Consider the following 24,803-nt stretch of genomic DNA (forward strand, 5'->3'; position numbering starts at 1 on the left):
TTTCACCGAAAGGCCGGAATCATGGCCGAACACCAGAACAAAGCTGTGGCTCGGCGCGCTTGGGAGATATTCGCCTCCGGCGATCTCGACGCGCTCGACGATGTCGTCGCACCGGGAGCCGCCTTTCACGACACGCAAGATCCGTTCGGGAGCCAGCGCGGACCCGAGCACATGAGAAACCTCATCCAGATGTATCGAAATGCCTTCTCCAACATGCGCTTCGATGTCAAGCTGCAAATCTCCGAGGGCGATTACGTGTGCACACTGCTCGAAGCGCAAGGCGACAACACCGGCGAGCTCATGGGTCGGCCGGCCACCGGCAGGCACAGCAGGATTCAGATCACCCAGACCGACCGCATCGTCGACGGCAAGATCGAAGAATCGTGGGTCACCTGGGACACCCTTGGGATGTTGCAGCAATTGGGGCTCGTCCCGACGGGGCCGCAGGCGGCTCACACCTGAGTGACGCGACGCTGTCCGTCAACGCCCAGCGGCTGATTCACGCAGGCGGTCGAACGCGCGCGCTCTCGGCGCGGGATGACGCAGATAGTTGCGGATCTGCGCCGAGCAGCTTTCGACGGAGTCGGTGCTGGTGTCCACCTCGACGTCATAGATCCGGTGGGCGTGGACGGTCGCGATCTGACCGATCGCGGTTCCCAACGATCGGTCGCGTCTGCGACCTTCGCGCTCATGTGCGTCGGCGACTGCGCAGTGCACGCCGACGAATACGACATCGATACCGGCCATGACCTTCAGCAGATCACGCAATCGCCAAGGTTCGCTGAGGACGTGGTCCATCACGATGTCGTTGCCGGCCCGCGCCATCCCGGCGACCGCGCGGTGAAATCCGGCGCGAGTGCGGCGCAGCACCTCTCGCAGATCAGCGGGGCTGCATTCGTGTGTGCGCTGCTCGGCGCGCATCGCGCCGAACATGTCCACGGCCATGTGGAACCACGGGCTCTCGAAGTCGGCCAGTAGTTGGCGAGCGATTGTCGACTTCCCAGAACTGGACACCCCGTTGAGAAGCACCACCTGGCCGGGAGACGTGAAGCTCATACTCCGATTCTGCCCAATGGATTCTTCTTAACTTGACCTTATTTTTGTCTTATTTTTCTTAAACTCGAGGTACGGTGTCGGTACGACGCCGAGGGGGAACATGAGCATCGTTGGCGAACACGCAGTAGTCGTAGGTGCCGGAATGGCAGGCCTGCTCACGGTCGGAGCCGCCTCGCAGTTCTTCCGATCGGTTACCGTCGTCGAGCGAGATCCGTTGCCGGACAACGCGGTAGTACGCAAGGGCGTGCCACAGGGTCGACACCTGCACAGCTTTCTCAGCCGCGGACCCCAAGTGCTCGAGGAGTTCTTCCCGGGCCTGCTCGATGAACTTGGCGCCGCGGGAGCGGTCGTGGTCGACGACGACATCCTGTCGCACATCTATGCCCGCATCGGTCGGCATGAGTTCAACCAGTCGGGCCGGCTCGCCGATCCGGCGGCATTGCGGTTGTACCTCGGCAGTCGGCCGTTCATCGAACTGCATGTTCGCCGGCGCGCTCAGGCGCTCGACAATGTCAGGTTCCTGGACGGCTACGACATGCTCGAGCCGGTCGTCACAGCGGATGCTGCGGTATCGGGCGTGCGCGTACTCAACCGCACCAGCGGCACCGAGTCGGTACTGCACTGCGATCTGTTGATCGACGCCAGAGGGCGCACCGCGCGACTGCCCGCATTTCTCGACGACCACGGTTACGGCCCGCCTCCCGAGGAGACCTGCGTGTCGGAGTGGGCCTATTCGAGTCAGTTGATGACACTGCCGCAGCCCGGGTTCGCCGAGCGGTTGCTCATGGCCAACAATGGCGATCACAAGCCACGAGTGTTGCTGGTGGCCTACGAGCACGGCCGATGGATGCTGGCGGTCGGAAGGTCAGGCCGGTTCGGCGCGCCACCATCGGATTTCGCAGGCATGCTCGCGTCGGTCGCGGATGCCTTCCCCGCGCGGATCGCAGCCGGGCTGCGCGGTGCACAACCCGTCGGCGACGTGGCGGTGTTCCGCAAGACGGACTCGGTGTGGCGGCGCTTCGACCTGATGCCCCGGTTCCCTGCGGGTTATCTGGTGATCGGTGACGCGTTGTGCAGCCTCAATCCGCTATATGGGCAGGGAATGACGATGGCCGCGCTCGAAGCCCTCGCGCTGCGCGACTGCCTGCAGGCCGGCCCAAATGATCTGTGGCGACGCTTCTTCGCCCGGGCAGCCGAACACATCGGCCCAACCTGGGCACGGAACGTCGCCAACGACCGCGTCCCGCCACCGGCCACGGAGCGCCCGAAACTCGGCGAGCGTCTTCAGAAATGGTTTGTCGCCTCCGCGCTCATCGCCGCCCGTTCTGACGCCCGGGTCGCGGAGCAATTGCTTCGCGTCAACAACCTCGTCGACCCGCCGACCAAGCTGCGGGATCCCTTGCTCGTCCTTCGCATCCTCTCCGGCCGGGTACGCAACCGTCCACACGCGCGCCCATTCGCCTGCGCTCGCCCAATCTCGGGCGCGCAAGCATGCTTCAGGCGCATTCGGGTCCGTCGAAGTACCGCTCCGGATGGTGGCATTCGTTGACCCGCGCCTGGCCGGTGTCCAGCTGAGGCGGTGGAATCCATTCCGTGCGGCCATCTTTGCGTATTCGCGTTTTCCACCCCTTGTTGGTGAGCAGTCGATGATCGGGCTTGCACGCCAAGGTCAGCTCGTCCACGTTGATATGGCCCCCGGCGATCCAGTCCTTGTCGCGGTGGTGAACCTCGCACCAGTACGGCGGCGCCGTGCATCCCGGCCGCGTGCAGCCGCGGTCGCTGGCGTACAACACAATCCGTTGGCCCGGTGAGGCGACGCGTTTGGTGCGGCCGAGGTACATCGGGACCTCGGTGTGCGATTCATAGACGCACAGATAGTGGTGGGCGTGGCTGGCCAGCCGTATGACGTCGGCCATCGGGAGCATGCTGCCGCCGCCGGTGACAGCCCAGCCCTCCCCCGACTCGATCTCGGCGAGTGTGGTGGTGACGACGACCGTGCACGGCAACCCGTTGTGTTGCCCCAACTCACCGGAAGCCAACATGGCGCGGCCGACCGCCTTGAACGCATCGTGGTTACGTTGGATCTGGGTACGGCTGTCCCGTTCGACGGCCTCTTTGTCGGGTTCGCCGTCGACACAAGCAGTTTCATCGTCGGGATTACACATGCCGGGCGCGGCCCATTTGGCTGAGATCGCGTCCCACACGGCCCGGGCCTCCGGGTCGAGCAGGCCCTTGACCTCGCTCATGCCGTCGGGATCCTGCTTGCCGACGTACAGGTAACGACGCCGGGCCCGGTCCGCATCAGACGGCGGTTTTCCGTCCGGGTCGATCGTCATCAGCATCCGGTCGGTGGCCTGACGCAACTCGTCGGGCGACAGTCTCGGAGCGGACCGAGCGAGGATCGTCTCGGCCTTGGCCCGGTCATCGGCGCCGACCCATCCCGGCAAGCTCGCGAAGAACTTACGAATCACCCGGACGTGTTCGGTGCCGACCTCACCGCGCAACTGCGCGGCCGCCGTCTTGGGCAGCTTCGGTTGCAGCGATTCGCCATTCACTGCCCATCGCGGCCCAAGGTCAGCGGCATCGGCGATCCGCCTGCCAGCTTCGGCGCGGCTGATACGCAGGCAGTTCACCAACACATCCCGCATCGAATGGCCGCCCATGGCTTGAGGTGTCACCTCGGCGGTCATACGGGCAATGATCACGTTGTCCACCGCGCCGTGCGCGCGTTGAATCCGTTCACGAAGCATCGCCACCCGCATCAGGTCGGGCAACGTCAGTGTGTCGTGGGATGCCGCGGCGATGAGGGCACCGGTCTCTTCGAAGACTTGATAGAGCGCGAGCAGCGTTTCGCGATCCATTCGCTCGGCGGTCGCGCTCATGATTCGAACATTAGTGCGAAGGACCGACAAGTCGGCGTGCGTTCACGGCCCGCGTTGTGACAGCTGTACATGAAGTTAATCCGCGCAACCAAAGTGGCCAGAGTTTTTTGAATCGACAATCGCGCGCGGTTCGCGACGCACCAAGATCATGCGAATCTCGCAACGAACTTGGCAGAGACTGCCACTATCGCCTCGCGCGCTTGGCGCGCCGGCCAGAACTCCGGACGCGATTGACGCACACTCGGGGTCACCGCGAGATCGCCCAGGCGAGTTCAGAAATCGCGCACCCGCGGACGCAGTATCTCGCGTATCCGCGTGCCGACATCCGTGCTTCCTCAGGCCGAACTGCACAGATTGACGCCACGGAAAGTTTTCTCCGCAAACCTGAGATTTCGCTGAGTACGAATTGCTACCGTGTGCAAGCACTGTTGGCCAGCTCATACCGAAGGCGGCGCGCTTAATGTCCAAGCCAACCCCTCCCCGTCTCCAGAAAGCCAAAGCAGCCGCAGTCACCGCTGCCGTCGTCGCGACGACCGCTGCGCTCACTGCCGGGGCCGCTTCACAGGCGCCCGAGGCTTACTTGGCCCACAAGCGGACGGTCGAGGCCGAGGTTGCGTTGGCGGCGTTGCCCGCAGTGCCTGGCCTCGACGACCTGCTGAACGTGCCCGACCTCGTCGGCATCTACGGTGTGGGGCCGGTGTTTTGGGCCGCTCAGCTGTTGGGCCTCACCCCGACGGATGTCATCCAGGCCGCGGCCGGCGTACTCGGCGGCAGCGAAGTCGCCGGTGCGGTAACCGGCCTCCTGGAACTGCTCGACGCGATCTCGCCTGTCGAGGCGGGCATCAAAGGTCCGCTGCCAAGCGATGTGTACAACGCCGTCAACGGCCTCGAGTACACGCTGGACGGCGTCACCGAGATCCTCGGGGAACCGATCCAAGCGATTCCGATCGTCGGCGACCTCATCTGGAGTGCGATAGATGGTCTCGTTGCCGAGATCATCAACGAGGCACCCATCCTCAACCAGCGCCGTGCGATCATCTTTTCGGAAAGCCTTGGTGGACTGACCACATCGCTCGCGTACCGCGACATGATCAAAGCGGTGCAATCGAACGACCCGAACTGGGGCGAGGGTGTCACGGGTCAGTGGCTGATCTTCTTCAACAATCCGAGCCGTCCCGGCGGCGGTCTCTTCGCGTTGGCCACCCCGATTACCAACTTGTTCGGGTTGAACCTCTCGACACCACCGGCAGGTAGCTACACCAACGAGGACGCCGACGGCGACATCACCAAGGTCCTCAACACCTCGATCCTCGACATCAGCTGGGCCTACAACATCCTGTCGGATGCACCGACGACGCTGAATCCGTTGGCGTGGGCCAACGCAGCAACCGGCGCAGTGTTCCTGACATACCTGATCCCGAGCGAGGGCAACAACATCGCGAGCCATGTGCTGCCGCAAGCAGTGGCCGGGATCCTCGACGGGCTGAAAGTCATGGTCGACATCACCGGCGGGCAGGGACTGGAGATGGTGCCGGGCTGGAACGAGATCGTGAATGTCATCGACGATCTCGACATCCTCGACCTTGGACTGGATGAAGCGTTGGAAGCGGTCGCCAACGCCACCAAGTTCCCCGGCACCGCAACGTACATCACTTACGACTCAGGCAATCTGCCGTTGCTCGAGCCGTTCCGGATGGTGCCACGGCTCGTCAGCCTGCTCCCTGGCGTCGACATTCCCACGCCGATCACCGACAGCTTCGAAGAAGCACTGCGGATGATGGTCAACATGGGCTACCAGGATGTCGACCCGGTGACGCTCGAACGGGGCTTCGACATGGCGGGTGAACAAGCGTATTTCTATGATTCGCCGCTCACCCCGACGCAGAAGCTCGCGGCGAGGCAGACGATCTTCAACGCGCTGATCGACGGTATCCAGGAGAATGCGCTGGACCCGCAGAAGTGGACCCCGACGATCCCCGGCATAGACCTGTCGCCGGTCTTCGAGAACCCGCTCACCGAGACTGCGGCAGCGGCGCTTTCGGCCGCGCTGGAAGCTATGCAAGACGCGGCCAACCCGATGTTCGACGCCGTCGAGACCGGGCTGGCACCGGTCACCGGTGTGCTCGACCAGGTCGACGCGCAGGTCACCGCGGCCCTCGACAATGTGTTCAAGGTCAACGAGCCGGCGCCTGGCGGACCGGCAAGCCCGCTGTCGGCCACTTCCGTTCCGTCCGACGACAACACGCTGCGCACCCTCAACGTGTCGGCCGAGGACGTCGGCCCCGTGGTCGAGAAGGTCGACGAGAAAACCGATGAGACAACTGAAGCGCCAACTGAAGACACGAAGGTGACACCGACCAAGGGCGCTGTGAAAGACCTTGATGCCGAGACGGATTCGCTGAAGGAGCGCGAGCCGCTGAAGGGCTTGAAGAAGATCACGGAGTCGTTCAAGGCATCACCCGGCAAGCACGCCGCCGACGCGGGCGATCCGGTCAAGAAGTCGGTGCAAGAGACGGTGGACAAAGTGAAGGACACCGTCGACAAGGTGGAGCAGGCTGGCAAGGACGTGGTGAAGAAGGTCGAGAAGGCGGCCAACGATGCCAAGGATTCGGTGTCGAAGAAGCCGGCCAAGGAGACCTCGAAGGACAAGGCAGCGGCCTAGCCGTAAAGATTCCGTCTGAATCGAGAAGACCCGCACCCACGTTCCCGCCGGGCCGTGGACGATGAGTCGCATGAGCGAACGCCGGTGGCAACGCGGAATCTGGTTGGCGATCGCACTCGTCACGGTGGTGATCCCGGGCTGCGACAGCCCCGCGCCAGAGACTCCGTCCACGTCCGCGAATCAACAGTGCCCCGGCGCCGGATTCACCGTCGAGCAGTTCATCGGCGACTGGCAGGAGCAGGACAGTCCCACCACGATCTCGCTGGGCGCGCACGGCGCGCTGAAGTCCGACGCCGACGGCGTAATCGACTTCGGCACTTGGCGTTTCACTCGCTGGGACGAGACACCGGCAAAGGACCGCCAACCCGAGTCCGCCGCCGACACGTGCGTGCTGTGGTTGCAGTGGACCGACGGCGCAGGCGATCGCGATTTCGTCTACGTACCGCTCAAGGTCGCCAAGGACAGGCTGGAACTGAGCTACGTCGGCCGCGGCAACACACTCGTGTGGTTGCGCTCGCCGGTCAGCCAGTGATCGGCTGACCACCCGAAGTACCTGACAGCATCGGTGATGCATCGGTAGCGTGGCGCACATGCCACGCACTGTGCTCGTCACTGGCGCGACCGGCACCCTCGGCCATCACGTGGTGCCCGAGGCGACCGAAGCCGGTCATCACGTCAAGGCGCTCAGCCGCCGGGACCGCGTGGGCTACACCGGTGTGCACTGGCAGCGTGGTGACCTCTTGGCAGCTGACGGGTTGGATGGCGCGCTCGACGGCGTCGACGTCGTCGTGCACTGTGCGACCCAGCCCACGGGGAGCAAGGACGTCACGGCCACCCGGAACCTGGTCGAGGCCGCCCGCCGCGCCGGCGTCGGGCACCTCATCTACATCTCGATCGTGGGGATCGACGACATTCCGTTGCCGTATTACAAGACCAAGTTGCGGGTCGAGCAGTTACTCGCTTCGTCGGGTTTGGGTTACACCGTGCTGCGCGCGACGCAGTTCCACGAGCTAATCGAAATGATCTTCTCGATCCAGCGGTTCTCCCCCGTTTTGTGGGCATTGCGCGACGTGAGATTCCAGCCGATCGACACTCGTGATGTCGCGCGCCGACTCGTCGAGTTAATCGATACAGAACCGTCCGGACGCGTCGCCGATATAGGCGGACCGGAGGTTCGCCCTCACTCAGAATTGGGACACTTGTATCTCTCAGCGCACAATAGCGGGCGACACGTGGTCAGTTTCACGATGCCTGGGCGCATCGTCGCGGGTTACAGATCTGGAGCCAATCTGACCCCGGAGAACAGCGTTGGCACCACAACTTTCCAGGATTATCTGGGTTCTACCGCATAAACTTTGGCCGCCTACTGGGTTCGCCGCGTCAAGGTAGCGCCACAGTTCGGCCATCGGCCTTGCATGTGCCAGCGATAGTCGTAGGCTCATCAGTGATGAGCACTTCAGCGTCGCAGAATGGGTCGTTGCGGGCTGCTGACACCGATCGAATTCAGGTGGCGCAGCTGCTCACTGATGCTGCCGCTGCGGGCCGGCTGCCGATGACCGAATACGAGGACCGGCTAGCAAAGGCATATTCGGCCGAGACCTACGGCGATCTCGCCCGAATCAGCGCGGACCTACCCGGTGCCGTCAACTACTCCCGCGGTGCCGGCCGCCCCTGTCCCTCGACGCTGCTGCTGGCGATCATGAGCGGTTTCGAACGTCGCGGCCGCTGGAACGTGCCGAAGAAACTGACGACCTTCGCGCTCTTCGGTGGTGGCGTGGTCGATCTGCGCTACGCCGACTTCACCGCCACCGACGTCGAGATCCGCACCTATTCGATCTGCGGTGGCCAGACGATCCTCGTGCCGCCGGAGGTGAACGTGGACGTGCACGGCGTCGGCGTCATGGGGAACTTCGACCACAGCGTCAACGGCGAAGGCACGCCCGGCGCCCCCCGCGTCCACGTCCGCGGGTTCTCCCTGTGGGGCAGCGTCGGCGTCAAGCGCAAGAAACGCCGCAAGCAGATCGGCTAGCTCGACAGGAGCGGACGAAAAGGGCGGGCCCGAGGGCCCGCCCATCTTTGTTCGAGGACGTCAGCAGCTGGCGGCTTGAGCGCTGACCTTGGTCTTGGCGGTCGACGCGGTGCAGGTGTTCGACACCTTCTCCGCGGAGCCCGTCTTGGCGGCCTTTGCGTTGCCGCTGAGCACCTTCGGCACGACACCGGGCAGATCCTTCTCACCCGGCAGCGGCAGCCCCGCGGCCTGTGCCTGGTCGTAGTAGTACTTGCCGGCGTTGACGTTCAGCTCGCCCACGACGACACCGTTCTTGCCCGGGGTGATGCCGTCTGCGCTCGTGGTCCCGAAGTTGAGGTGGTAGACGCGGCCCAGCCCGCTGTCGTCGAGAGCCTTGTTGACCGGGGTGTTCTGGTTGAAGACGTGATCCCCGATGGCCTGTGCCGCACGGACGCCCGGCGCAGGGTTGTCCAGCGACGCCCTGCCCACGGCGTCAGCGGACGGGTTGCCGGTGTTGGTCGGCACCGCGAATGCCGCACCCGCCGGACCGGCCACTGCCAACGCACCGCCCGCGAGAACACCGCCCACCAACGTCCGGGTCCGCACCGACCGCTCGGAGATCTTCCGATGTTTTGCCATGCCCGTTGCCTCTCATGATTGGCGTTGCGCCACAGTCGTATTGGGGCCAACGGCGACATTGCCGCTGGCCCGGAGGAAACGTATGGCACTGGGTGAGTTCGCGAAAGGTACTGGTAGCGATATTCATTCGGTGTTCCGCCGTCGCTCACAAATTCAGACAGCCAACCCACAGCGACTTCACAATCCTCCAAAACACAACGGCCCCCTCCATTTTGGAGGGGGCCGCTGTTTTGGCTATTGATTACTCGTCGCCAGAGTCGCTCTTCTTCTCAGCCTTCTTGGTGTCGGCCTTCTTCTCGGTCTTCTTCTCCGGCTTGCTTTCCTTCGACCCAGCGTCCTTGGTGTCGGCGTCCTTGGTTGCCGTGTCCTTGGTCTCCGAACCGGACGTGGCGCTCTCCGACTCCGAGTCCTTGGGCGAGGACAGGCCGAGCGACTCGCGAACCTTCTCACGACGCTCCGCGACGCGCGCCTGGAACTTGGCCCGACGCTCTTCGGCCGTCTTCTGGATCTCGTTGGTGGTCTCCTCGACGGCGGTCGCCGTCTTGTCGACCTGTTCCTGGACCGCGGCCGTGGTCTTCTCGATGTTCTCCTGGACCGTGGCGGCGGCGTTCTCGACGTTTTCCTTGACGGTCTCGGCCGGCGTCTCGGCCTCTTCCACAACCTTGTCAGCCGGGGTGGCCTCAGGGGTGGTCTCGGGCTCGGCCTTCAGCGACACCAGCTTGCCGAGGTTGAGCTTCGCAACGCCGGGGTCTTCCGTCGAGGTCTCCTCGGCGCCTTCAACATTGGCGACGAGCGTGGAGACCAAGCTGCTTTCCTCTTCATCGGGAACCTCGAACGGGTTACCGACGACGTAGTTGAACGCTCCGACGACGCCCTCTTCGAAGAACGCGTTGTTGAGGCCCTTGGTCCACTCACCCAGCGGAGTGTCAGGCAGGTTGTCGTTGATCAGGTTCTGAACAACCAGGGCGGCACCGCCGGCGAACAGGTCCTCGACACGACGGGTCAGGTCGAGACGACCGGTCGGATCGAGCGCGTCGATCGTTGCGGCGACGGTGACGGAGGCGATCCGCGCGAACTCGGTGAATCCGGCCTCGAAGAAGATGTCGTCGATCGGGCCCAACGGCAGCAGTTCATTGCTCGCGTAGTACGCAAGGCCGGTGAAGCCCTGGTGGCACACAGCACCAGTTGCACTGCAGTTACCGGGATCTGCGACGTAGACGGGGTTGCCGTCTTCATCGAGAACGGGCTCCCCATTCTCGTCGACCTCGGGCACGACACCCTGGTAGTAGTAGCCGCCGTAGCCTTCGAAGAACGCGTCCCAGGCACCCGCCAGGCTGAACGCCAACAGGTTGTACTGCTCGACACTCAGCTTGTTGGTCGTTGGCGCCGGCGCGGCGGAAGGAGCCGCGATCGCAACTTCTTCATTCGGAACGAACAGCGACGGGGTCGCCGCGACGACTGCGGCGGCACTCAGAAGCGCGGTGCCGGTGGTGATGTATGGCTTAAGTGCCATGCAGTACTCCCTGGGGGACGGGGCGACAGTGGATTAAGCGCTTCGACTGACGCAACTTAGAAGTTCCTGAGAGATCGTAAAGGCAAGTTTGCCCCCCGGCAAGCCGAAAACGCGCACGGTTTCGGCTGCCGTCCGAGCCTCAAAAACCCCATCCGCCTTTGGAAGCGGGCCAGGGCCACTTATGTCCGTGGTGCGGGTTTCCCCAAGAAATCCAGGCAAAGTCCGTCCACTAACCACATCCCGTATGTTGCGGCAACCACCTCCCGTTGTCCGTCAGGTTAATTTCGTGCTGGGATCGATCACGATCGCCGATCTGGCAACCAATCAAACAGTGACAATGTTTGCCAGGCACTGCTGTTCGTCATGCAGTTCCGCGGTTACTCGCCGTCGTCACTTCCCTGCTCGGAACTTCCGGTCTGCCCGTCATTCGACTTCCCGGCTTTCCCTAATCGATCACGAAGCTTCTTCAAGCCATCACCGGGTTTCCATCCCGATTTGGCTTCCTCAGAACCAGTCGTTCCGTCAACGGTCAGCTCGGTGTCATCGGAGTTTCCGGGCGAGAAGTTCAACGACTCACGGACTTTCTCGCGCTGATCAGCGACCGCTTCACGGAAGTCGGCGATTCCTTCCTGCACCCTCGCACCAAATGTGGGTGGCGCCTGCTCCTCCTGCCCCTCCGGGGCGGGCGACTCGGTCGCAACGTCGGTCTCTGTTTCTTCAGCGGGTTCTTCAGCAGGTTCTTCAGCGGGCGAGGACTGGCGCGGCACAAGCCGTTCGAGGAGATTCTTGGGCGTCGGCAATTGGAAACTGCCGGCCGCGGGGTTGTCGGTCTGGTCCGCGCCGAAGAGTCCGGACCGCGCCGGTGTCTGCTCCGCAAGGTCGTCTGCGGCAAGGATTTCTTCCTCGACGGGTGTGGGCTCGATGCCGCCGCCGAAGGTGGCGTCCCACAAGATGCGCGCCACCGCCACAAACCCCGCAGCGTCGTCCCCGGACGGATATCCGAAGAAGAACCCATCCACGAGCGTCGTGGGCAGGGAGGCGGTCTGGCCCGGCCCGGGCTCCACCCCGCCGTCGAAAATCTCAAGACTGACCCTCAACAACACGTTGCCGATGGCCTGCGTGAACCCGCCCTCAAAGAAGTCGTCGACTACGTCGTCGATGTTGTTGGTGGGGTCGCCGACCAGCATCGGAGCTACCTCGCCATCGGCTGGCGGGACGAGTGGCGCCGGATCAGGCGCGGGCTCGCTGGGTTCAAGTCCGCCGCCGAAAGTGGCGTCCCACAAGATGCGCGCCACCGCCACAAACCCGGCTGCGTCGTCGCCGGTCGGATATCCGAAGAAGAAGCCATCCACGAGAGTTGATGGCAGCGAGGCTGTCTGGCCCGGCCCAGGCGCCACACCACCATCGAAGATCGCGAGGCTGATCGCCAACAACACACTTCCGATGGCCTGCGTGAACCCGCCCTCGAAGAAGTCGTCGACTATGTCGTCGATGGAAGTGGCGGGCTCACCGACGAGCAACGGACCGACTTCGCCACCGGTGGTCGAGCTTCCAGAGATCGCGCGAAATGTGGAAACGGTCCGCAGCGCGCTGGCCAATTCCTCTGGCGAGACGGTCATCGCTTGCGCCGATCGGAGAAGATCCGTCTGAGCAGCAGTCAGCTCGGTCTGAACGTCTGCGGCAACTTGCAGATCCCGCGGAGTAAGCGGCGGCGCAATCACTGGTGTCGCGGCAACGATGGCGCCTGCGCCAACAAGAGCTGCGACGCTCGTCGTTATACCCGGCCGAAATGCCATGAACCCGTCCCCCTTATTGGAAAACAACGATTTGTAGCGAGAAACCTACGCCGCAATTCGAGGGAAACTATGCATTTGCCACGAATGTTCACCTCGATCTTGAAAACCGACGCTTCGAACACTGAACGTGCGCCTCATCTGGAACAACTGTCGCTTTAGTGTCGCTCTCCAGCGAGTAGCGTTATTCAAGATCAATAGCTGAGGCGACCTTAGCAACTAATTGACTAATCAATATTTGCAATCGGAAACAGTGACGATGCCATTCATCACGAAAGTACAAGTACTCCAATGTCATTGCGAAGCAGGCAGGCGGGGCGGCAGCGAGAGCCTCAGATCCTCTTCAGTCTCCGGCCGGTTGGGCAGAGGGCTCCGGCGATTCGGCCGGCGTAGAGGACTGGTCAGGTCGCTCGACCTTCAAGCGCTCGACCATTTCGCGAACACCCTCCACAACGGACTCGACCATCGCCGCCTCCGGCCGCCGCGGTTTCGAATCGCGCGAAGACTTCGGTGAGAAATCGAGACTCTTGCGGACGCGGGGTCGGGTGACTGTCGATGACTCGTCGTCGCCTCGAAGGATTTCGACGCCCTCGTCGATGCCGGCCCTGAATTCGTCGACGAATCGCTCGGTCTCCTGCCGGGTCGGCACGAGCCGGGCTGAGACGTACTTGTCGGGGTTGGCCAATGGGTCGTTGTCGGGATACCCATAGTCGACGGCAGCGCGGAGCGCAGGCGTCACCGCATCCGCGAGTCGGTTGCCCGGTTCGCCTAACGCCCGCAGCGGCGCCACCAGCGGCAGGTTCGTGGATTCGTAGCCGACATAGGTGGTGTCGTCGACGCGGCTGATGCGGACGGTCTGGCCGTCGGCCATGGTGCGCTCGATCGTCCCGCCCGAGTCCAGGGTGGCCTCGCACGCGGCGTCGCAGTCCCGCACCTGCCCGTCGGCATCGATCGGGAAGTCCAGACTTTCCTGGTTGAGCCGCCGCTCGAAGTAGGCCATCAGCGAGTTCGCCATCGCGGGCGCGTTCCAGAGGTAGGCCGGGATATTGGAATTGATGTCGTACTCGTAGACCACGTTCACGACGGGCACGCCCGGATCGGTCGGCGTCGGTATCGGATTGACGCCGATGACCGCGAAAGCCGGCAGCCGGGTCCCGAATCCGCCATTGGGACTGGCGACGTTGTTGTCGAGCACGTACAGGTTGGGGTCGGCAAGCACCGGATCGTTCGTCGCTTTGAGATAACTCAGCAGCAGGCTCGTGTTGGCCGCGCCCCATCCCGACGTCAGCACGACGTTGTCGTCGTCGTCCCGGTTGTCATAGATCGCCCGATAGATCCCAGGTGGTCCGGTGAAGAAATTGGCGACGACGGTTTCACCAGGCCCCTGTTGATAGAGCCCGCCGTAGAAATCCTCGACGCCGTCACCGCTCGGGTTGGTCGAACTCGCGCCGATGATGAGCGCCGCGAGCTGCACGGTCGTCACGGGTTGAGTGACGCCCAGCGTGGCGACCATCGTCAACGCCACGCCGCCCAGGACCGATGCCGTGCGTTTAGCCATCCCATGCCTTTCGAAAGAATGAGCAGAAGTTACCGGACACCGCGGCACCCGCGCGCCCGCTCCAGCAACTTCTGTGAGGGAATCTTCACGGATGCAACGACCGAGTACGCGCGCATCTCGTGTTGCGGGCAACACCACCGTCGGATCACACGCCCGCTATGCGGGCGGCAATTCCCTGGTGTACAACGGCTTTCCGGCGGCATCGCACAGGTTCACCGTCAGCGTCCGGGAATCGGAGTCGATCACGACCTCGCCGAAATGCTGAAACCCCTCGGCCGGGGACGTGTTCTTCTCGGCCGGCGCGTGCACGAACTCGTACCGCGCGCCGAACGTACCGTCGAGTGGGCTCTCCGGGAACGAACCGGCATTGAGCGGCCCGGACACGAACTCCCAGAACGGCGTGAAGTCGGTGAAGCCGGCCTGATCCGGGTGATATGAGATCGCCGCCGTGTAGTGCACGTCGGCCGTCACGAAGACGACGTTCTGAACGTCTTTGGTCTCGGACAGGATGCGGGAGAAGGCTATTTCGCGTCCCAGCGGCCGCCCGTTCTCACCTTGTGCGACGGCCTCCATCGATTTGGGACCGTCGACCGGATCGGTGGCCGAGTCCGGTACCACGATGCTGATCGGAAGGTCGTTCGCGACGACCTTCCACACTGCCTTCGACTGCCGGAGACCGTCGATCAGCCACTGCGTCTGTTCGCGTCCCAGGACCCCGCCGTCGTCGGATTGGACCCATGCCTGCGTATTGGGGTTCTTGTAGGACCGCATGTCCAGGACGAAGACGTCGAGCAGCGGGCCGTAGGAGATCCTTCGGTGCAGTCGGCCGTCGACGGCTTCCGACGGCTCGACCGGCTGCCACTCGCGCCACGCCTGATATGCGTAGCCCGCGAGCTTGTCGGCGTCGGTTTCGGTGTAACCCTTGCGATTCTGCCCGGCGAGCGATTCGCCGGGAAACCAGTTGTTCACCACCTCGTGGTCATCCCACTGAACCAATTGCGGGACTGTGGCATTGAAGCGGCGGTAATGCTCGTCGCTGAGGTTGTAGGCATAGTTGCCGCGGAAGTCATCGAGTGTCTGCGCGACGTGGTCCTTGGCCGGCGCGGTGACACTCTCGTACATACGGCCGTCATTCTGTTCCTGGCTCGCCGGCACCGGGTTGTCGGCATAGATCGCATCGCCGGAGTGCACGAAGAAATCCGGATTGCGGTCGGCCATCGCACCGAAGATCGCCATTCCGCCCTGCCGGCTGATTCCCCAGCCCTGACCGACGACATCGCCCGACCAGACGAACTTGATGTCCTGCGGTTGTGCGGGAACGGTTTTGAAGACACCCGCCACAGGTTCGGACGTGGCGCCGTTCTCCCCCTCCAGTGTCACGCGGTAGTGCACGGCCTGTCCCGGCTCGAGACCGGTGATGCGCACGCGTCCGGTCCCGTCGGTCGCCGGAGTCAACTGCGGTCCCTCGACACGCACGGGGTTCGAGAATGACTCCGTGGCCGAGGTCTCGACGATCATCCGGGCTGTCGAGTCGGAGCGGGCCCACACCAGCGCACCGTCGGCTCGCGGGTCACCGGTGGCGACGCCATGGGTCAGACGCGGGCGGTTGGTGATCAGACCCGTCGTCGTCTGCGGGCCTCCGGTCGCCGAGGTGCCGCAGGCTTGCAGTGCGGCCGCGGCGGGGACCAGTAAGGCACCGGCCAGGGAAGCGCGGAGGAGGGTACGACGGGGCAGCATCGGTCGCCGATCGGTATGGGCCATGCGCGTCAGCGTGCGGTGTCTCGGCGACGCGACGGCCAACGGGCGGTGAGGGGAAGACCCAACTGCCGGTGTCGCATTGGTGAATCGATCGTCTTCGAGTGTGATCGGGCGCACAATTGAGATAGTTGCCGGTTCAACTTCAGGGGTGGAGATGGTCAGAACACACACGGTCGTCGCGGGGGAAACGCTCTCGGCACTGGCGCTGCGCTTCTACGGCGAAGCCGAACTGTATCCGCTGATCGCCACTGCGAGTGGGATACCCAATCCGGATGTGGTGAATGTCGGCCAACCGCTGGTCTTCCCCGACTTCACGCGATACACCGTCGGCGCAGGCGACACTCTGTCGGCAGTGGCTCAGCGGTTCTACGGCGACACCGCACTGGCACGGTTCATCGCAGGCGCCAGCGGCACCAACACATCCGCGTCCCTGGCGGCCGGGCAGCGGTTGATCATCCCGGACATCGCGCGCCACCGCGTCGTCGCAGGAGACACGCTGGCCGCCTTGGCGGCGCGGTTCTACGGCAACGCCTCGTTCCATCCGCTGCTGGCCACGGTCAACGGAATCGCCAATCCCGACGTCATCAACGTCGGGCAGGTACTGGTCGTATTCACTGGGCGCAGTGACGGATTCGGCCTGCGGATCGTCGATCGCAACGAGAACGATCCGCGCCTTTGGTACTACCGGTTCCAGACCGCCGCGGTGGGCTGGAATCCCGGTGTCAATGTGCTGCTTCCCGACGACTACCGCACCAGCGGACGCACCTACCCCGTCCTCTATCTCTTCCACGGCGGCGGCCCCGACGCGGATTTCCGCAGCTTCGACTTCATGGGAATCCGCGACTGGACCGCAGGCAAACCGATCATCGTCGTGATGCCCGACGGCGGGCACGCGGGCTGGTATTCCAACCCGGTCACCTCGTTCGTCGGCCCACGCAACTGGGAGACATTCCACATCGCCCAACTGCTGCCGTGGATCGACGCGAACTTCCGGACCTTCGCCGAGTATGACGGCCGCGCGGTGTGCGGGTTCTCGATGGGTGGTTTCGGCGCGCTGAAGTACGCGGCCAAGTACTTCGGCCACTTCGCTTCGGTGAGCAGCCATTCGGGCCCGGCGAGTCTGCGCCGCGACTTCGGACTCGTCGTGCACTGGGCGAACATCACCTCGGCCGTTTTGGACCTCGCCGGCGGCACCGTCTATGGCGCACCGTTCTGGGATCAGGCCAGGGTAAGTGCCGACAATCCGGTCGAGCGCATCGAGAGTTACCGCAACAAACGGATCTTCCTGCTTGCCGGCACCAGCCCCGACCCACTCAACTGGTTCGACAGCGTGAACGAGACCCAGGTGCTCGCCGGCCAGCGGGAGTTCCGCGAACGCCTCGGCCAGGCCGGCATCCCGCATGAATGGCACGAGGTGCCCGGCGGCCACGTCTTCCGGCCCGACATGTTCATCCGTGACCTCGACGGCATCATCGCCAGGCTTCGCCATGCTGAGATCGCCAGGACCACAGACCAACTCGTCTAGGACGCAGTTGCTCGGAGTGTCGCACTGACCGTTCGGGCGTCGGCGAACGCGGCGAACATGTCATCACCGGGCAACTCGAATCCATTGGCGGCATAGACCTCTTCGAGGGTCTGTGACGTCACGTCCCAGCCGTGTGCGCTCAGGTAGTCGGTCACGTCGCTGCGCTCGCCCTCATAGACCAGGTCGGACAGTTGACCGTCGAAGCCGAATCGATGAAAGCCGTCCGAGACGCGTCGTGACCGGGTGTCGGAGAACGCCGCGGCGTCGGGGATGTACTCGGTGGCGAGGTGGCTGCCCGGCGCGCTCAGCTGCGTGATGTTGTCGAACAACCGGTCCTGGGCTTGGGGCGGCAGGTAGATCAGCAGCCCCTCGGCAATCCATGCCGTGGGTTGATTCCTGTCAAACCCGCTGTCCAGCAGGGCCTTCGGCCAGTCGTCGCGCAGATCGATACTGATGGTCCGCCGCTCAGCGGTGGGATACGCACCCAAGCCTGCCAACGTGTTGGTCTTGAACTCGATGACCGCCGGCTGGTCGATCTCGTAGACGACCGTGCCCGCCGGCCACTCCAAGCGGTAGGCCCGGGTATCCAGCCCGGAGGCCAGGATCACGGCCTGACGCACGCCCGCGGCTGCCGCGTCGGCGAACAGCTTGTCGAAGAATCGGGTACGGACCGCCATCGCCTCGGCCACCTGCTTGAGACCGTAGGCACCCGACTCCTCGTCGGTGGGAGCATCGAGCATGCGTATCGAGGTGTCCGAGCCGACGGCACGCACCAACGGTTCGGCGTATGGGTCGTGGATGAGCGGATCCGGCCCGCGAGCCGCGATGGCGCGTTGAGCTGCCACCACGGTCGCCGTCGCACCGACGCTTGACGCCAAATCCCAGCTGTCGTTGTCACTTCGGATCATCTTGGTCTCCTCCATAGGTAAGCGCCCGGAATTCCTCGGCGAGCCGCTCGTAGTGGGCGATCACTTTCGCGGCGGCAGCGTCGAGGTGCTTGCGGGCGGGAGATCGTGCAGGTTCGAATGCGCGGCGCAACGTGCTGGCCAGCTGGTCGGCCTTCTCGTCCAAGGTGAGGCCGAGCTCGCCGGGCAGCATGGGCTCGGCCGCGAAGAAGCCGAAGACCGACGCGGTAAGGGGGTAATGCACATCTTCGGGTCGCAGGCCCGAGCCCAGCAGACCGTACTCGTGCACGATCGTCAGATACTCCCGCCACCCGGCGAAATTCGCTGCACCCATGGCCTTCTGGGCACCATCGGTAACCAGGGCATCCACCGTCTCGATGTCCTGGGTGTAGATCGCCCGCAACACCGGTCGGCTCATCGCCTCCACGAAGATGCGCCGCATCAATCGATGCGGCGCCACCTCCGCCGAATCGACCCGCAACGCCGCGACGACAGCGTCCACCATCTCCGCGGTTTCCCGCGTGCCGACAGCCGACAACATCTGCTCACGCGTCCGCCAGTGCAGGTATACGGTGCCCTTGCCGACGCCGGCCCGTTTCGCGACCTCGTCGATCCGTATCCGCCGATAGCCCCAGCGCAACAACAGATCCTTGGCCGTGTCGAGAATCCGGTCAGCACGCTCCTGTCGCGCATCCACAACTCCAGCGTTGACCAAAATACGATTTTGGTCAAGAGTCAGGGCAGGCGTCCCACCGGGACCGACGCAATGGTCAAAGTTGTCACGGCGGATCGACCACTGCGTCGTTTTCGTGCTCTTGACGGGGTGACGTCCGGCCGCCCAATCACCGGGATGGTCGAATGGAGGCATGGGGATTTGGACGAGAGGGGCGATTGTCGTCGGCACCGCGTTGGCCTGGTGTGAGTGGTTGACGTGGCGGGCGTCGCGAGAGGATCTGCCCGCCGAAGGCCTTGACCCAGGCCGTGTCGAGGACGGTGAGGTGATTCTGGTGCTGGGCTGCCCGCGGCCTGCCCTGCACCGGTGGCGCGTACGCATCGCGGTGCGGTCGACCGACGCGGCGCGGGCGCGCTTCATCTTCTCCGGTGGAGCGGTGCGTTCGGAGCTCTCAGAAGCGCAGATGATGGCCAACTACGCGGTCGTGACGCTCGGTGTTCCCGCCACCAACATCGCTCTCGAAGACCAATCGAGGACGACCGTCGAGAACATCACCAACTCGATACCCATGATGGCCGACTCGCCGGCGGTCAAGATCGCGTCGAACACCTTCCACGCCCGGCGCGCGCGGCGCATCCTTCGGGACGAATCACCGGAATTGGCAGCGCGTTTGGTCCGTGCCCGCGATTACCTCCCGTGCGAATGGGGCTTGGCGCACGCGCTCATGGTGGCCCACGAGATGCTCCGGCGCCGCGTGGCGCGGCATTCCCGTCCGCGAAACCTATGCTCTGGCTGAAATATTCGCGGCGCGACGACCATTGCGTCGGTTTCAGGGAGTGGGTTTCCAGCCGCGCGACAGCAGAGCGGCGCGTGCCTGCGCCACGATGTCGGAACCGTGATCTTCCTTGATCACGTGGATGACGTGCCAGCCGAGGCGCTGCAGCGTCCGGTTGACCTGGACATCCAGGACATACTGACGGCGACTGTTGAGATGCTGCTCGCCGTCGTACTCGGCTCCGACTTCGAATTGCTCCCAGCACATGTCGATTCGCCGGACGTAGCGTCCGCGCTCGTCATGAACCACGAACTGCGTGGTCAGGCGCGGCAGCCCGGCGTCGTGGAACAGCAACCGCAGCCAGGTTTCCCGTGGCGACGCGGCGCCGCCGTCGACAATCCGGTCGCGCAGCGACGCTTGATACCGGCGCGGGACGTAAACGTTGCGGTACAGCGGCCGATATTGGCTGCGCAGGTGGGCCCTGGTGAGGTGGCCTGCCGCTATCGCCTCGCTACCGATGAATGGAAACTCCACATTGTTTGGACGCAGCCAGGTCCGGCGTGGCTCCCACTGTCACCGAGATCGACGCAAAGGTCGATCCGCCGCCGTCGAACCCGCCAAAGCGTCGGGTTCGGCGCCAACGCGAACCTAGTGCCGACGCGAACGCAGATAGTCCCCGACAACCGCGGCGCCAAGGCCGTCAAGGTCCGGCACGACAACGCGGCCTGCCACGCGACGCGCCACCTGGTCGATGAATCGGGCGAGCCCCGGATCGGAACCGAGTCGGAAGATCGTCACCTGCGCACCCAGCCGGGCCACCTCGTCGAAACCGCGCACGGTGTGGGCGATGGTGCGTGGGTGTGGAGGGTAGTCGAAGAAAACCTCGGAGCCGTCGTCGAAACCCTCGAGATGCGCGGTCGGCTCGCCATCGGTGACCACGAGCACGACCGGTTGTGCGTTGGGGTGACGACGCAGATGCCGCGACGCGAGGGCCAGCGCATGGTGCAGGTTGGTGCCCTGCTCGTAGACGCCTTCCAGCCCGGTCAACTCGGCGGCGGTCACGGTGCGGGCATAGCGGCCGAACGCGATGATCTCCAAGGCATCTGATCGGAAGCGGGTCGAAACCAGGTGGTTCAACGCGAGCGCTGTGCGCTTCATCGGCAGCCAGCGGTTTTCCATCACCATCGAGAACGACGTGTCGACGAGCAGCGCCACCGCCGACTGCGTGCGGGTCTCGGTCTCGGATATCTCGACGTCCTCGACGGCGAACCGGATCGGACGCTCGACCGTGCCCGTACCGGCCTGGCGCAGTACGGCATTGGTCACCGTGCGGGTGACATTCCACGGCTCGGTGTCGCCGAACTGCCATGGCCGCGTCGCACCGGTCAGCTCGCCGGCCGCACCGGCACGCCGGGTGTCACGCTCGCCATGCCGACCCGAAAGGCGTTGCGCGACATCACGGAGTGCGGTCTGGCCGAGCTGCCGCATGGCCTTGGGCGACAGCCGCCATTGCCCGTCCGAGCCGCGATCCAAAAAGCCCTGGTTCACCAGGGCGCGCTCCAACTCCGCGAGCGTGCGGGCATCGACCGCGGCCTCGTCACCGAGCTGGCGGGCCAGCATGTCGAGGTCGACGTCGTCCATGGTGGCCCCGGCGTAGCTCTGCGAGAGCGCATCGGCCAACTGCTCCAGCTCGGCGATGTCGGACAGCGCCTGGGCGCCCTGCCCCATGCCGAGCGGGTCGTCGCCGGAGAACCGTTGCGAGCCCGTCCAATCCTCACCGGGCCGCGCCGCCTGCAGGTGCGCGTCGAGGCGGTTCAGCGCATTCATCAACGACGGTGAGCCGAACGCCTGCTGCGCCAGTGCATCCAGCTCGGCCCGCTGCTGCTCGGACAGACTGTTGCGGAACCGCTGCGCGGCGGCGGCCCGCTTCGCCAGCGAGTCCAGCAGTTCGTCGATATCGCGCGGGTTCTCCGGGAAGAACTCGCCGTGCTTGTCCATGAAGTTCTGGAAGTCCTGCTGCGTGTCCTCACCGCGCGCGTGCTTGTCCAGCAGGTCGTTGAGATCGTCGAGCATGTCGTTGACACGCTGACGGTCCTCGTCGGTGGCGTTCTCGAGGGCCTCTTTCATGCCGGCGAAACGCTGATCGAGCATCTCGCGGCCGAGGAGATCCTTGATCTGCTCGTACTTTTCGCGGGCCTCCGGTGACCGCCAGTCGTATTCCGAGAGCTCCTGCACGGCCTTGGCCGGCGAGGGCGACAACGAGTCGAGCTGCAGTTCACCGAACCGAGCATCGTCGTCGAGCGCCCGTGCGAGTTCTTTGCGCTCGGCCAGCACCGCCTCGTCGAGCAGCTTCTTGATCTCCTGCAATGTGCCGTCGAGGTTGTTGCGCTGCAACAGTTCCCGACGCCTGCGGTTGGCCTCGGCGGCCAACCGGTCCGCGCCACGCATATCGCGGGTGCCGCGCCGCATGAGCTCCGACAGCGCCCGCCGCGGCGAGCTGCCCTCCATCACGTTCTGGCCGATCTGCTCGAGCGCGTCGCGAAGATCGATCGGCGGCGCCAACGGGTCGGGGCCACCGGTGTACCTCGAATACCGCGAGGTATGCCCATGGCCCCGGCCGGCGCCGCGGCCGGGATCAGCCATAGACGGTCTCGCCCTCCCCTGACACCTTGTCGATGCGTTTGGCCAGATACAGCGCTTCGAGCGCCAATTCGATCGCGGCGGCGCGCTGTCCGACCGACACCGCATTCAGCCGAGTCGTGATCGCGTCGACCGCGGGCAGGTCCGGCAGCGCGGCCAGCACGTCCTTGGCAGACACCCGCTCGCCGGTGGTCACCGGGGAGCCTTCCTCGACCGCGGCCACCACCGGGCCGACGTCGATGCCGCCCAGCAGCCGCTGTGCGGTGTCGGCGGTCGCGCGTCGCAGCAGATGCTCCAGCACCGCCTGCTCGCGCCCTTCCTCGCCCGTCTCGAACTCCAACTTGCCGCGCAGCACGTCGATCACGGTGGCGAGGTCGACGACACGCGCCACCGGATCGTCCTCACCGAGAATCGCCGAGCGGTGCCGCGCCGATGCCGCCACGGTTTCGGCGGCCGCGATCGCGAACCGGGCCGACACACCCGAACGCTGATCGATCGAGTTGGAATCACGCAGATTGCGTGCGAACCGGGCCAGGATCGCCAGCAGGTACTCCGGCACCTCGGCCGCGAGATGTGCCTCCTGGCGGATGACGCCCACCTCGGCATCGATCTCCAGCGGGTAGTGCGTGCGGATCTCGGCACCGAAGCGGTCCTTGAGCGGGGTGATGATGCGGCCGCGGTTGGTGTAGTCCTCCGGGTTGGCGCTCGCGACGACGAGGACGTCCAGCGGCAGCCGCAGCGTGTAGCCGCGCACCTGGATGTCGCGCTCTTCCATCACGTTGAGCATCGACACCTGGATGCGCTCGGCCAGATCGGGCAGCTCGTTGACGGCCACGATGCCGCGATGCGCGCGCGGGATCAGCCCGTAGGCGATCGTTTCCGGATCCCCGAGGCTCCGGCCCTCCGCGACCTTGATGGGGTCGATGTCGCCGACGAGATCGGCCACGCTCGTATCGGGCGTGGCCAGCTTCTCGGTGTAGCGCTCACTACGGTGGCGCCATTCGATCGGCAGATCCTCACCGGAGTCGGCGGCGCGGCGGATCGACTCCGGCGTGATCGGGCTGTACGGGTGCTCGCCCAGCTCAGCCCCCGCGATCACCGGCGTCCACTCGTCGAGCAGGCCGGTCAGTGCCCGCAACAACCGCGTCTTGCCCTGGCCGCGCTCACCGAGCAGCACCACGTCGTGTCCCGCGATCAAGGCCCGCTCGAGCTGCGGGATCACCGTGTCGTCGAAACCGAGAATCCCGGGCCAGATGTCGCGGCGGTCCGCGAGTGCTGCCAGCAGGTTCTCCCGGATTTCGGCCTTGACGCCCCGCTCGCGGTGACCGGAAGCACGCAGCTCACCGACTGTCCGGGGCAGATCCTTGGGTTGACTCACCACTCCAAGCTACGACTGTGTGCGCCAGTAAGCATGGCCACCTACCTGACTCGGGGTTGCGATACCCCCGCCAAAGTCGTGGCGAGCGCCGTGCGACCGGTAGTCTGCGGGCCATGCCGTTGGCTAGCGGTCAAGTCTTCGCGGGGTTCACCATCGTCCGGTTGGTGGGCACCGGTGGCATGGGCGAGGTCTATCTGGCAACGCATCCGCGGCTGCCACGTGAGGACGCTCTCAAAGTGCTGCCCACGAGTGTCAGCTCGGACAACGAGTTCCGGCAGCGGTTCATCCGTGAGGCCGACATGGCCGCGACGCTGTGGCACCCGCACATCGTCGGCGTCCACGACCGCGGCGAGTTCGAAGGCCGGCTGTGGATCTCGATGGATTACGTCGACGGGCACGACGCGGCACGGCTGCTGCACGACCAGTACCCGGGCGGCATGCCTGCCGAGGACGTGATCGACATCGTCACCGCCGTCGGTGACGCGCTCGATTACGCGCATCAGCGCCAACTGCTGCACCGCGACGTCAAGCCGGCCAACATCCTCGTCACCAGCAAACAAGGCACCAAGCGGCGCATCATGCTGACCGACTTCGGTATCGCGCGGCGCACCGACGACGTCAACGGGCTCACCTCCACCAACATCACGGTGGGCTCGATGTCCTACACCTCTCCCGAGCAGTTGATGGGTCAGCCGCTCGACGGCCGCGCCGATCAGTACTCGCTGGCCGCCACCGCCTACCGGCTGTTCACCGGGGCGCCGCCGTTCTCCCACAGCAACCCGGCAGTGGTGATCAGCCACCATCTCAACTCGCCGCCGCCCAAGCTCGGCGACACCAAACCTGAACTCGCCAAGTTCGATTCGGTGATGGCGAAGGCACTGGCCAAGGACGCCAAGGACCGCTACGACACGTGCCACGACTTCGCGGTGGCACTCGCCGAGGCGGCCACCGGCACCGTCCCTGGCGTCGCCGCGGCACCGACCTCGGTGCCGTCCGCACCGCCGACCATGCCGTTGAAGGCCCAGCCGCTCCCGGTGC

At 64.7% G+C, this 24,803-nt stretch carries 19 protein-coding genes and 2 pseudogenes; 9 read left to right on the forward strand and 12 right to left on the reverse strand.

Annotated elements, in window-relative coordinates; translation table 11 throughout:
• Positions 1 to 21: 21 nt before the first annotated feature.
• The gene (locus tag AWC31_RS10310; RefSeq protein WP_067844193.1) at positions 22 to 462 is read left to right on the forward strand and encodes an ester cyclase; all 441 of its coding nucleotides are present in this window, start codon (positions 22 to 24) and stop codon (positions 460 to 462) included.
• Between the two features lie 18 nt (positions 463 to 480).
• Here AWC31_RS10310 and AWC31_RS10315 read toward each other — a convergent pair whose 3' ends face one another.
• Entirely contained in the window at positions 481 to 1,056 is a 576-nt protein-coding gene (locus AWC31_RS10315; RefSeq protein ID WP_085144169.1) for a chloramphenicol phosphotransferase CPT family protein, read from the reverse strand.
• A gap of 142 nt (positions 1,057 to 1,198) precedes the next feature.
• On the opposite strand from AWC31_RS10315, the gene AWC31_RS10320 reads away from it, so the two are divergent.
• The gene (locus tag AWC31_RS10320) at positions 1,199 to 2,605 is read left to right on the forward strand and encodes an NAD(P)/FAD-dependent oxidoreductase (protein WP_110775012.1); all 1,407 of its coding nucleotides are present in this window, start codon (positions 1,199 to 1,201) and stop codon (positions 2,603 to 2,605) included.
• Here AWC31_RS10320 and AWC31_RS10325 read toward each other — a convergent pair.
• The gene (locus AWC31_RS10325) at positions 2,553 to 3,917 is read right to left on the reverse strand and encodes an HNH endonuclease signature motif containing protein (protein ID WP_374213948.1); all 1,365 of its coding nucleotides are present in this window, start codon (positions 3,915 to 3,917) and stop codon (positions 2,553 to 2,555) included. The genes AWC31_RS10320 and AWC31_RS10325 overlap by 53 nt on opposite strands.
• 481 nt (positions 3,918 to 4,398) lie before the next feature.
• Between AWC31_RS10325 and AWC31_RS10330 the strand changes: the two genes are divergently transcribed.
• The 4 genes from AWC31_RS10330 (at position 4,399) to AWC31_RS10345 (ending at position 8,629) form a co-directional block, all read left to right on the forward strand.
• Positions 4,399 to 6,600: a PE-PPE domain-containing protein gene (locus tag AWC31_RS10330; RefSeq protein WP_085144171.1), complete on the forward strand. Its 2,202-nt coding sequence runs from the start codon at positions 4,399 to 4,401 to the stop codon at positions 6,598 to 6,600.
• Positions 6,601 to 6,670: 70 nt separating this feature from the next.
• The gene (locus AWC31_RS10335; RefSeq protein WP_085144172.1) at positions 6,671 to 7,132 is read left to right on the forward strand and encodes a hypothetical protein; all 462 of its coding nucleotides are present in this window, start codon (positions 6,671 to 6,673) and stop codon (positions 7,130 to 7,132) included.
• Between the two features lie 58 nt (positions 7,133 to 7,190).
• Positions 7,191 to 7,952: an SDR family oxidoreductase gene (locus tag AWC31_RS10340; protein ID WP_085144173.1), complete on the forward strand. Its 762-nt coding sequence runs from the start codon at positions 7,191 to 7,193 to the stop codon at positions 7,950 to 7,952.
• Positions 7,953 to 8,047: 95 nt separating this feature from the next.
• Entirely contained in the window at positions 8,048 to 8,629 is a 582-nt protein-coding gene (locus tag AWC31_RS10345; RefSeq protein WP_067844173.1) for a DUF1707 SHOCT-like domain-containing protein, read from the forward strand.
• 60 nt (positions 8,630 to 8,689) lie between these two features.
• On the opposite strand, the gene AWC31_RS10350 is transcribed toward AWC31_RS10345, so the two are convergent.
• The 5 genes from AWC31_RS10350 to AWC31_RS10370 all read right to left on the reverse strand — a co-directional run bounded on the left by AWC31_RS10350 (position 8,690) and on the right by AWC31_RS10370 (position 15,872).
• Entirely contained in the window at positions 8,690 to 9,247 is a 558-nt protein-coding gene (locus AWC31_RS10350) for a hypothetical protein (protein ID WP_085144174.1), read from the reverse strand.
• Positions 9,248 to 9,488: 241 nt separating this feature from the next.
• Positions 9,489 to 10,760, reverse strand: coding sequence for a hypothetical protein (locus AWC31_RS10355; protein ID WP_085144175.1), 1,272 nt, complete (start codon positions 10,758 to 10,760; stop codon positions 9,489 to 9,491).
• A 377-nt stretch (positions 10,761 to 11,137) separates the two neighbouring features.
• Positions 11,138 to 12,583, reverse strand: a complete 1,446-nt coding sequence (locus AWC31_RS10360; protein WP_165765937.1) for a hypothetical protein — start codon at positions 12,581 to 12,583, stop codon at positions 11,138 to 11,140.
• 313 nt (positions 12,584 to 12,896) lie between these two features.
• A complete protein-coding gene (locus AWC31_RS10365; RefSeq protein ID WP_085144177.1) occupies positions 12,897 to 14,111 on the reverse strand; it encodes a PE-PPE domain-containing protein in 1,215 nt (404 codons plus the stop codon).
• Between the two features lie 156 nt (positions 14,112 to 14,267).
• Positions 14,268 to 15,872 carry an alkaline phosphatase D family protein gene (locus AWC31_RS10370; protein ID WP_085144178.1) on the reverse strand — a complete coding sequence of 535 codons (1,605 nt, stop codon included), beginning with the start codon at positions 15,870 to 15,872 and terminating at the stop codon, positions 14,268 to 14,270.
• Between the two features lie 151 nt (positions 15,873 to 16,023).
• Between AWC31_RS10370 and AWC31_RS10375 the strand changes: the two genes are divergently transcribed.
• Entirely contained in the window at positions 16,024 to 17,394 is a 1,371-nt protein-coding gene (locus AWC31_RS10375) for an alpha/beta hydrolase-fold protein (protein ID WP_085144318.1), read from the forward strand.
• Here AWC31_RS10375 and AWC31_RS10380 read toward each other — a convergent pair.
• Both AWC31_RS10380 and AWC31_RS10385 read right to left on the reverse strand, forming a co-directional pair.
• Positions 17,391 to 18,302: a class I SAM-dependent methyltransferase gene (locus AWC31_RS10380; protein ID WP_085144319.1), complete on the reverse strand. Its 912-nt coding sequence runs from the start codon at positions 18,300 to 18,302 to the stop codon at positions 17,391 to 17,393. The two genes, AWC31_RS10375 and AWC31_RS10380, sit on opposite strands and share 4 nt — an antisense overlap.
• Positions 18,289 to 18,996: a TetR/AcrR family transcriptional regulator gene (locus AWC31_RS10385; protein ID WP_084356434.1), complete on the reverse strand. Its 708-nt coding sequence runs from the start codon at positions 18,994 to 18,996 to the stop codon at positions 18,289 to 18,291. The genes AWC31_RS10380 and AWC31_RS10385 overlap by 14 nt, the downstream gene beginning before the upstream one ends.
• Before the next feature lie 169 nt (positions 18,997 to 19,165).
• Between AWC31_RS10385 and AWC31_RS10390 the strand changes: the two genes are divergently transcribed.
• Positions 19,166 to 19,768: a YdcF family protein gene (locus AWC31_RS10390; protein WP_110775013.1), complete on the forward strand. Its 603-nt coding sequence runs from the start codon at positions 19,166 to 19,168 to the stop codon at positions 19,766 to 19,768.
• Positions 19,769 to 19,801: 33 nt separating this feature from the next.
• Here the strand turns inward: AWC31_RS10390 and AWC31_RS10395 are convergent.
• From AWC31_RS10395 to AWC31_RS10405, 3 genes and pseudogenes are all read right to left on the reverse strand, one after another.
• Positions 19,802 to 20,146, reverse strand: a pseudogene (locus AWC31_RS10395) (hypothetical protein); the annotation flags it as partial.
• 249 nt (positions 20,147 to 20,395) lie between these two features.
• Positions 20,396 to 22,390, reverse strand: a complete 1,995-nt coding sequence (locus AWC31_RS10400) for a vWA domain-containing protein (protein ID WP_067844137.1) — start codon at positions 22,388 to 22,390, stop codon at positions 20,396 to 20,398.
• Positions 22,383 to 23,765, reverse strand: a complete 1,383-nt coding sequence (locus AWC31_RS10405; protein ID WP_067844869.1) for a sigma 54-interacting transcriptional regulator — start codon at positions 23,763 to 23,765, stop codon at positions 22,383 to 22,385. Before AWC31_RS10405 ends, AWC31_RS10400 begins: the two co-directional genes overlap by 8 nt.
• Positions 23,766 to 23,878: 113 nt before the next feature.
• Between AWC31_RS10405 and AWC31_RS38275 the strand changes: the two are divergent.
• A pseudogene (locus AWC31_RS38275) lies at positions 23,879 to 24,718 on the forward strand (serine/threonine-protein kinase); the annotation flags it as partial.
• Positions 24,719 to 24,803: the final 85 nt, after the last annotated feature.

This window comes from Mycolicibacterium wolinskyi (assembly GCF_002101965.1).
GTDB lineage: Bacteria > Actinomycetota > Actinomycetes > Mycobacteriales > Mycobacteriaceae > Mycobacterium > Mycobacterium wolinskyi.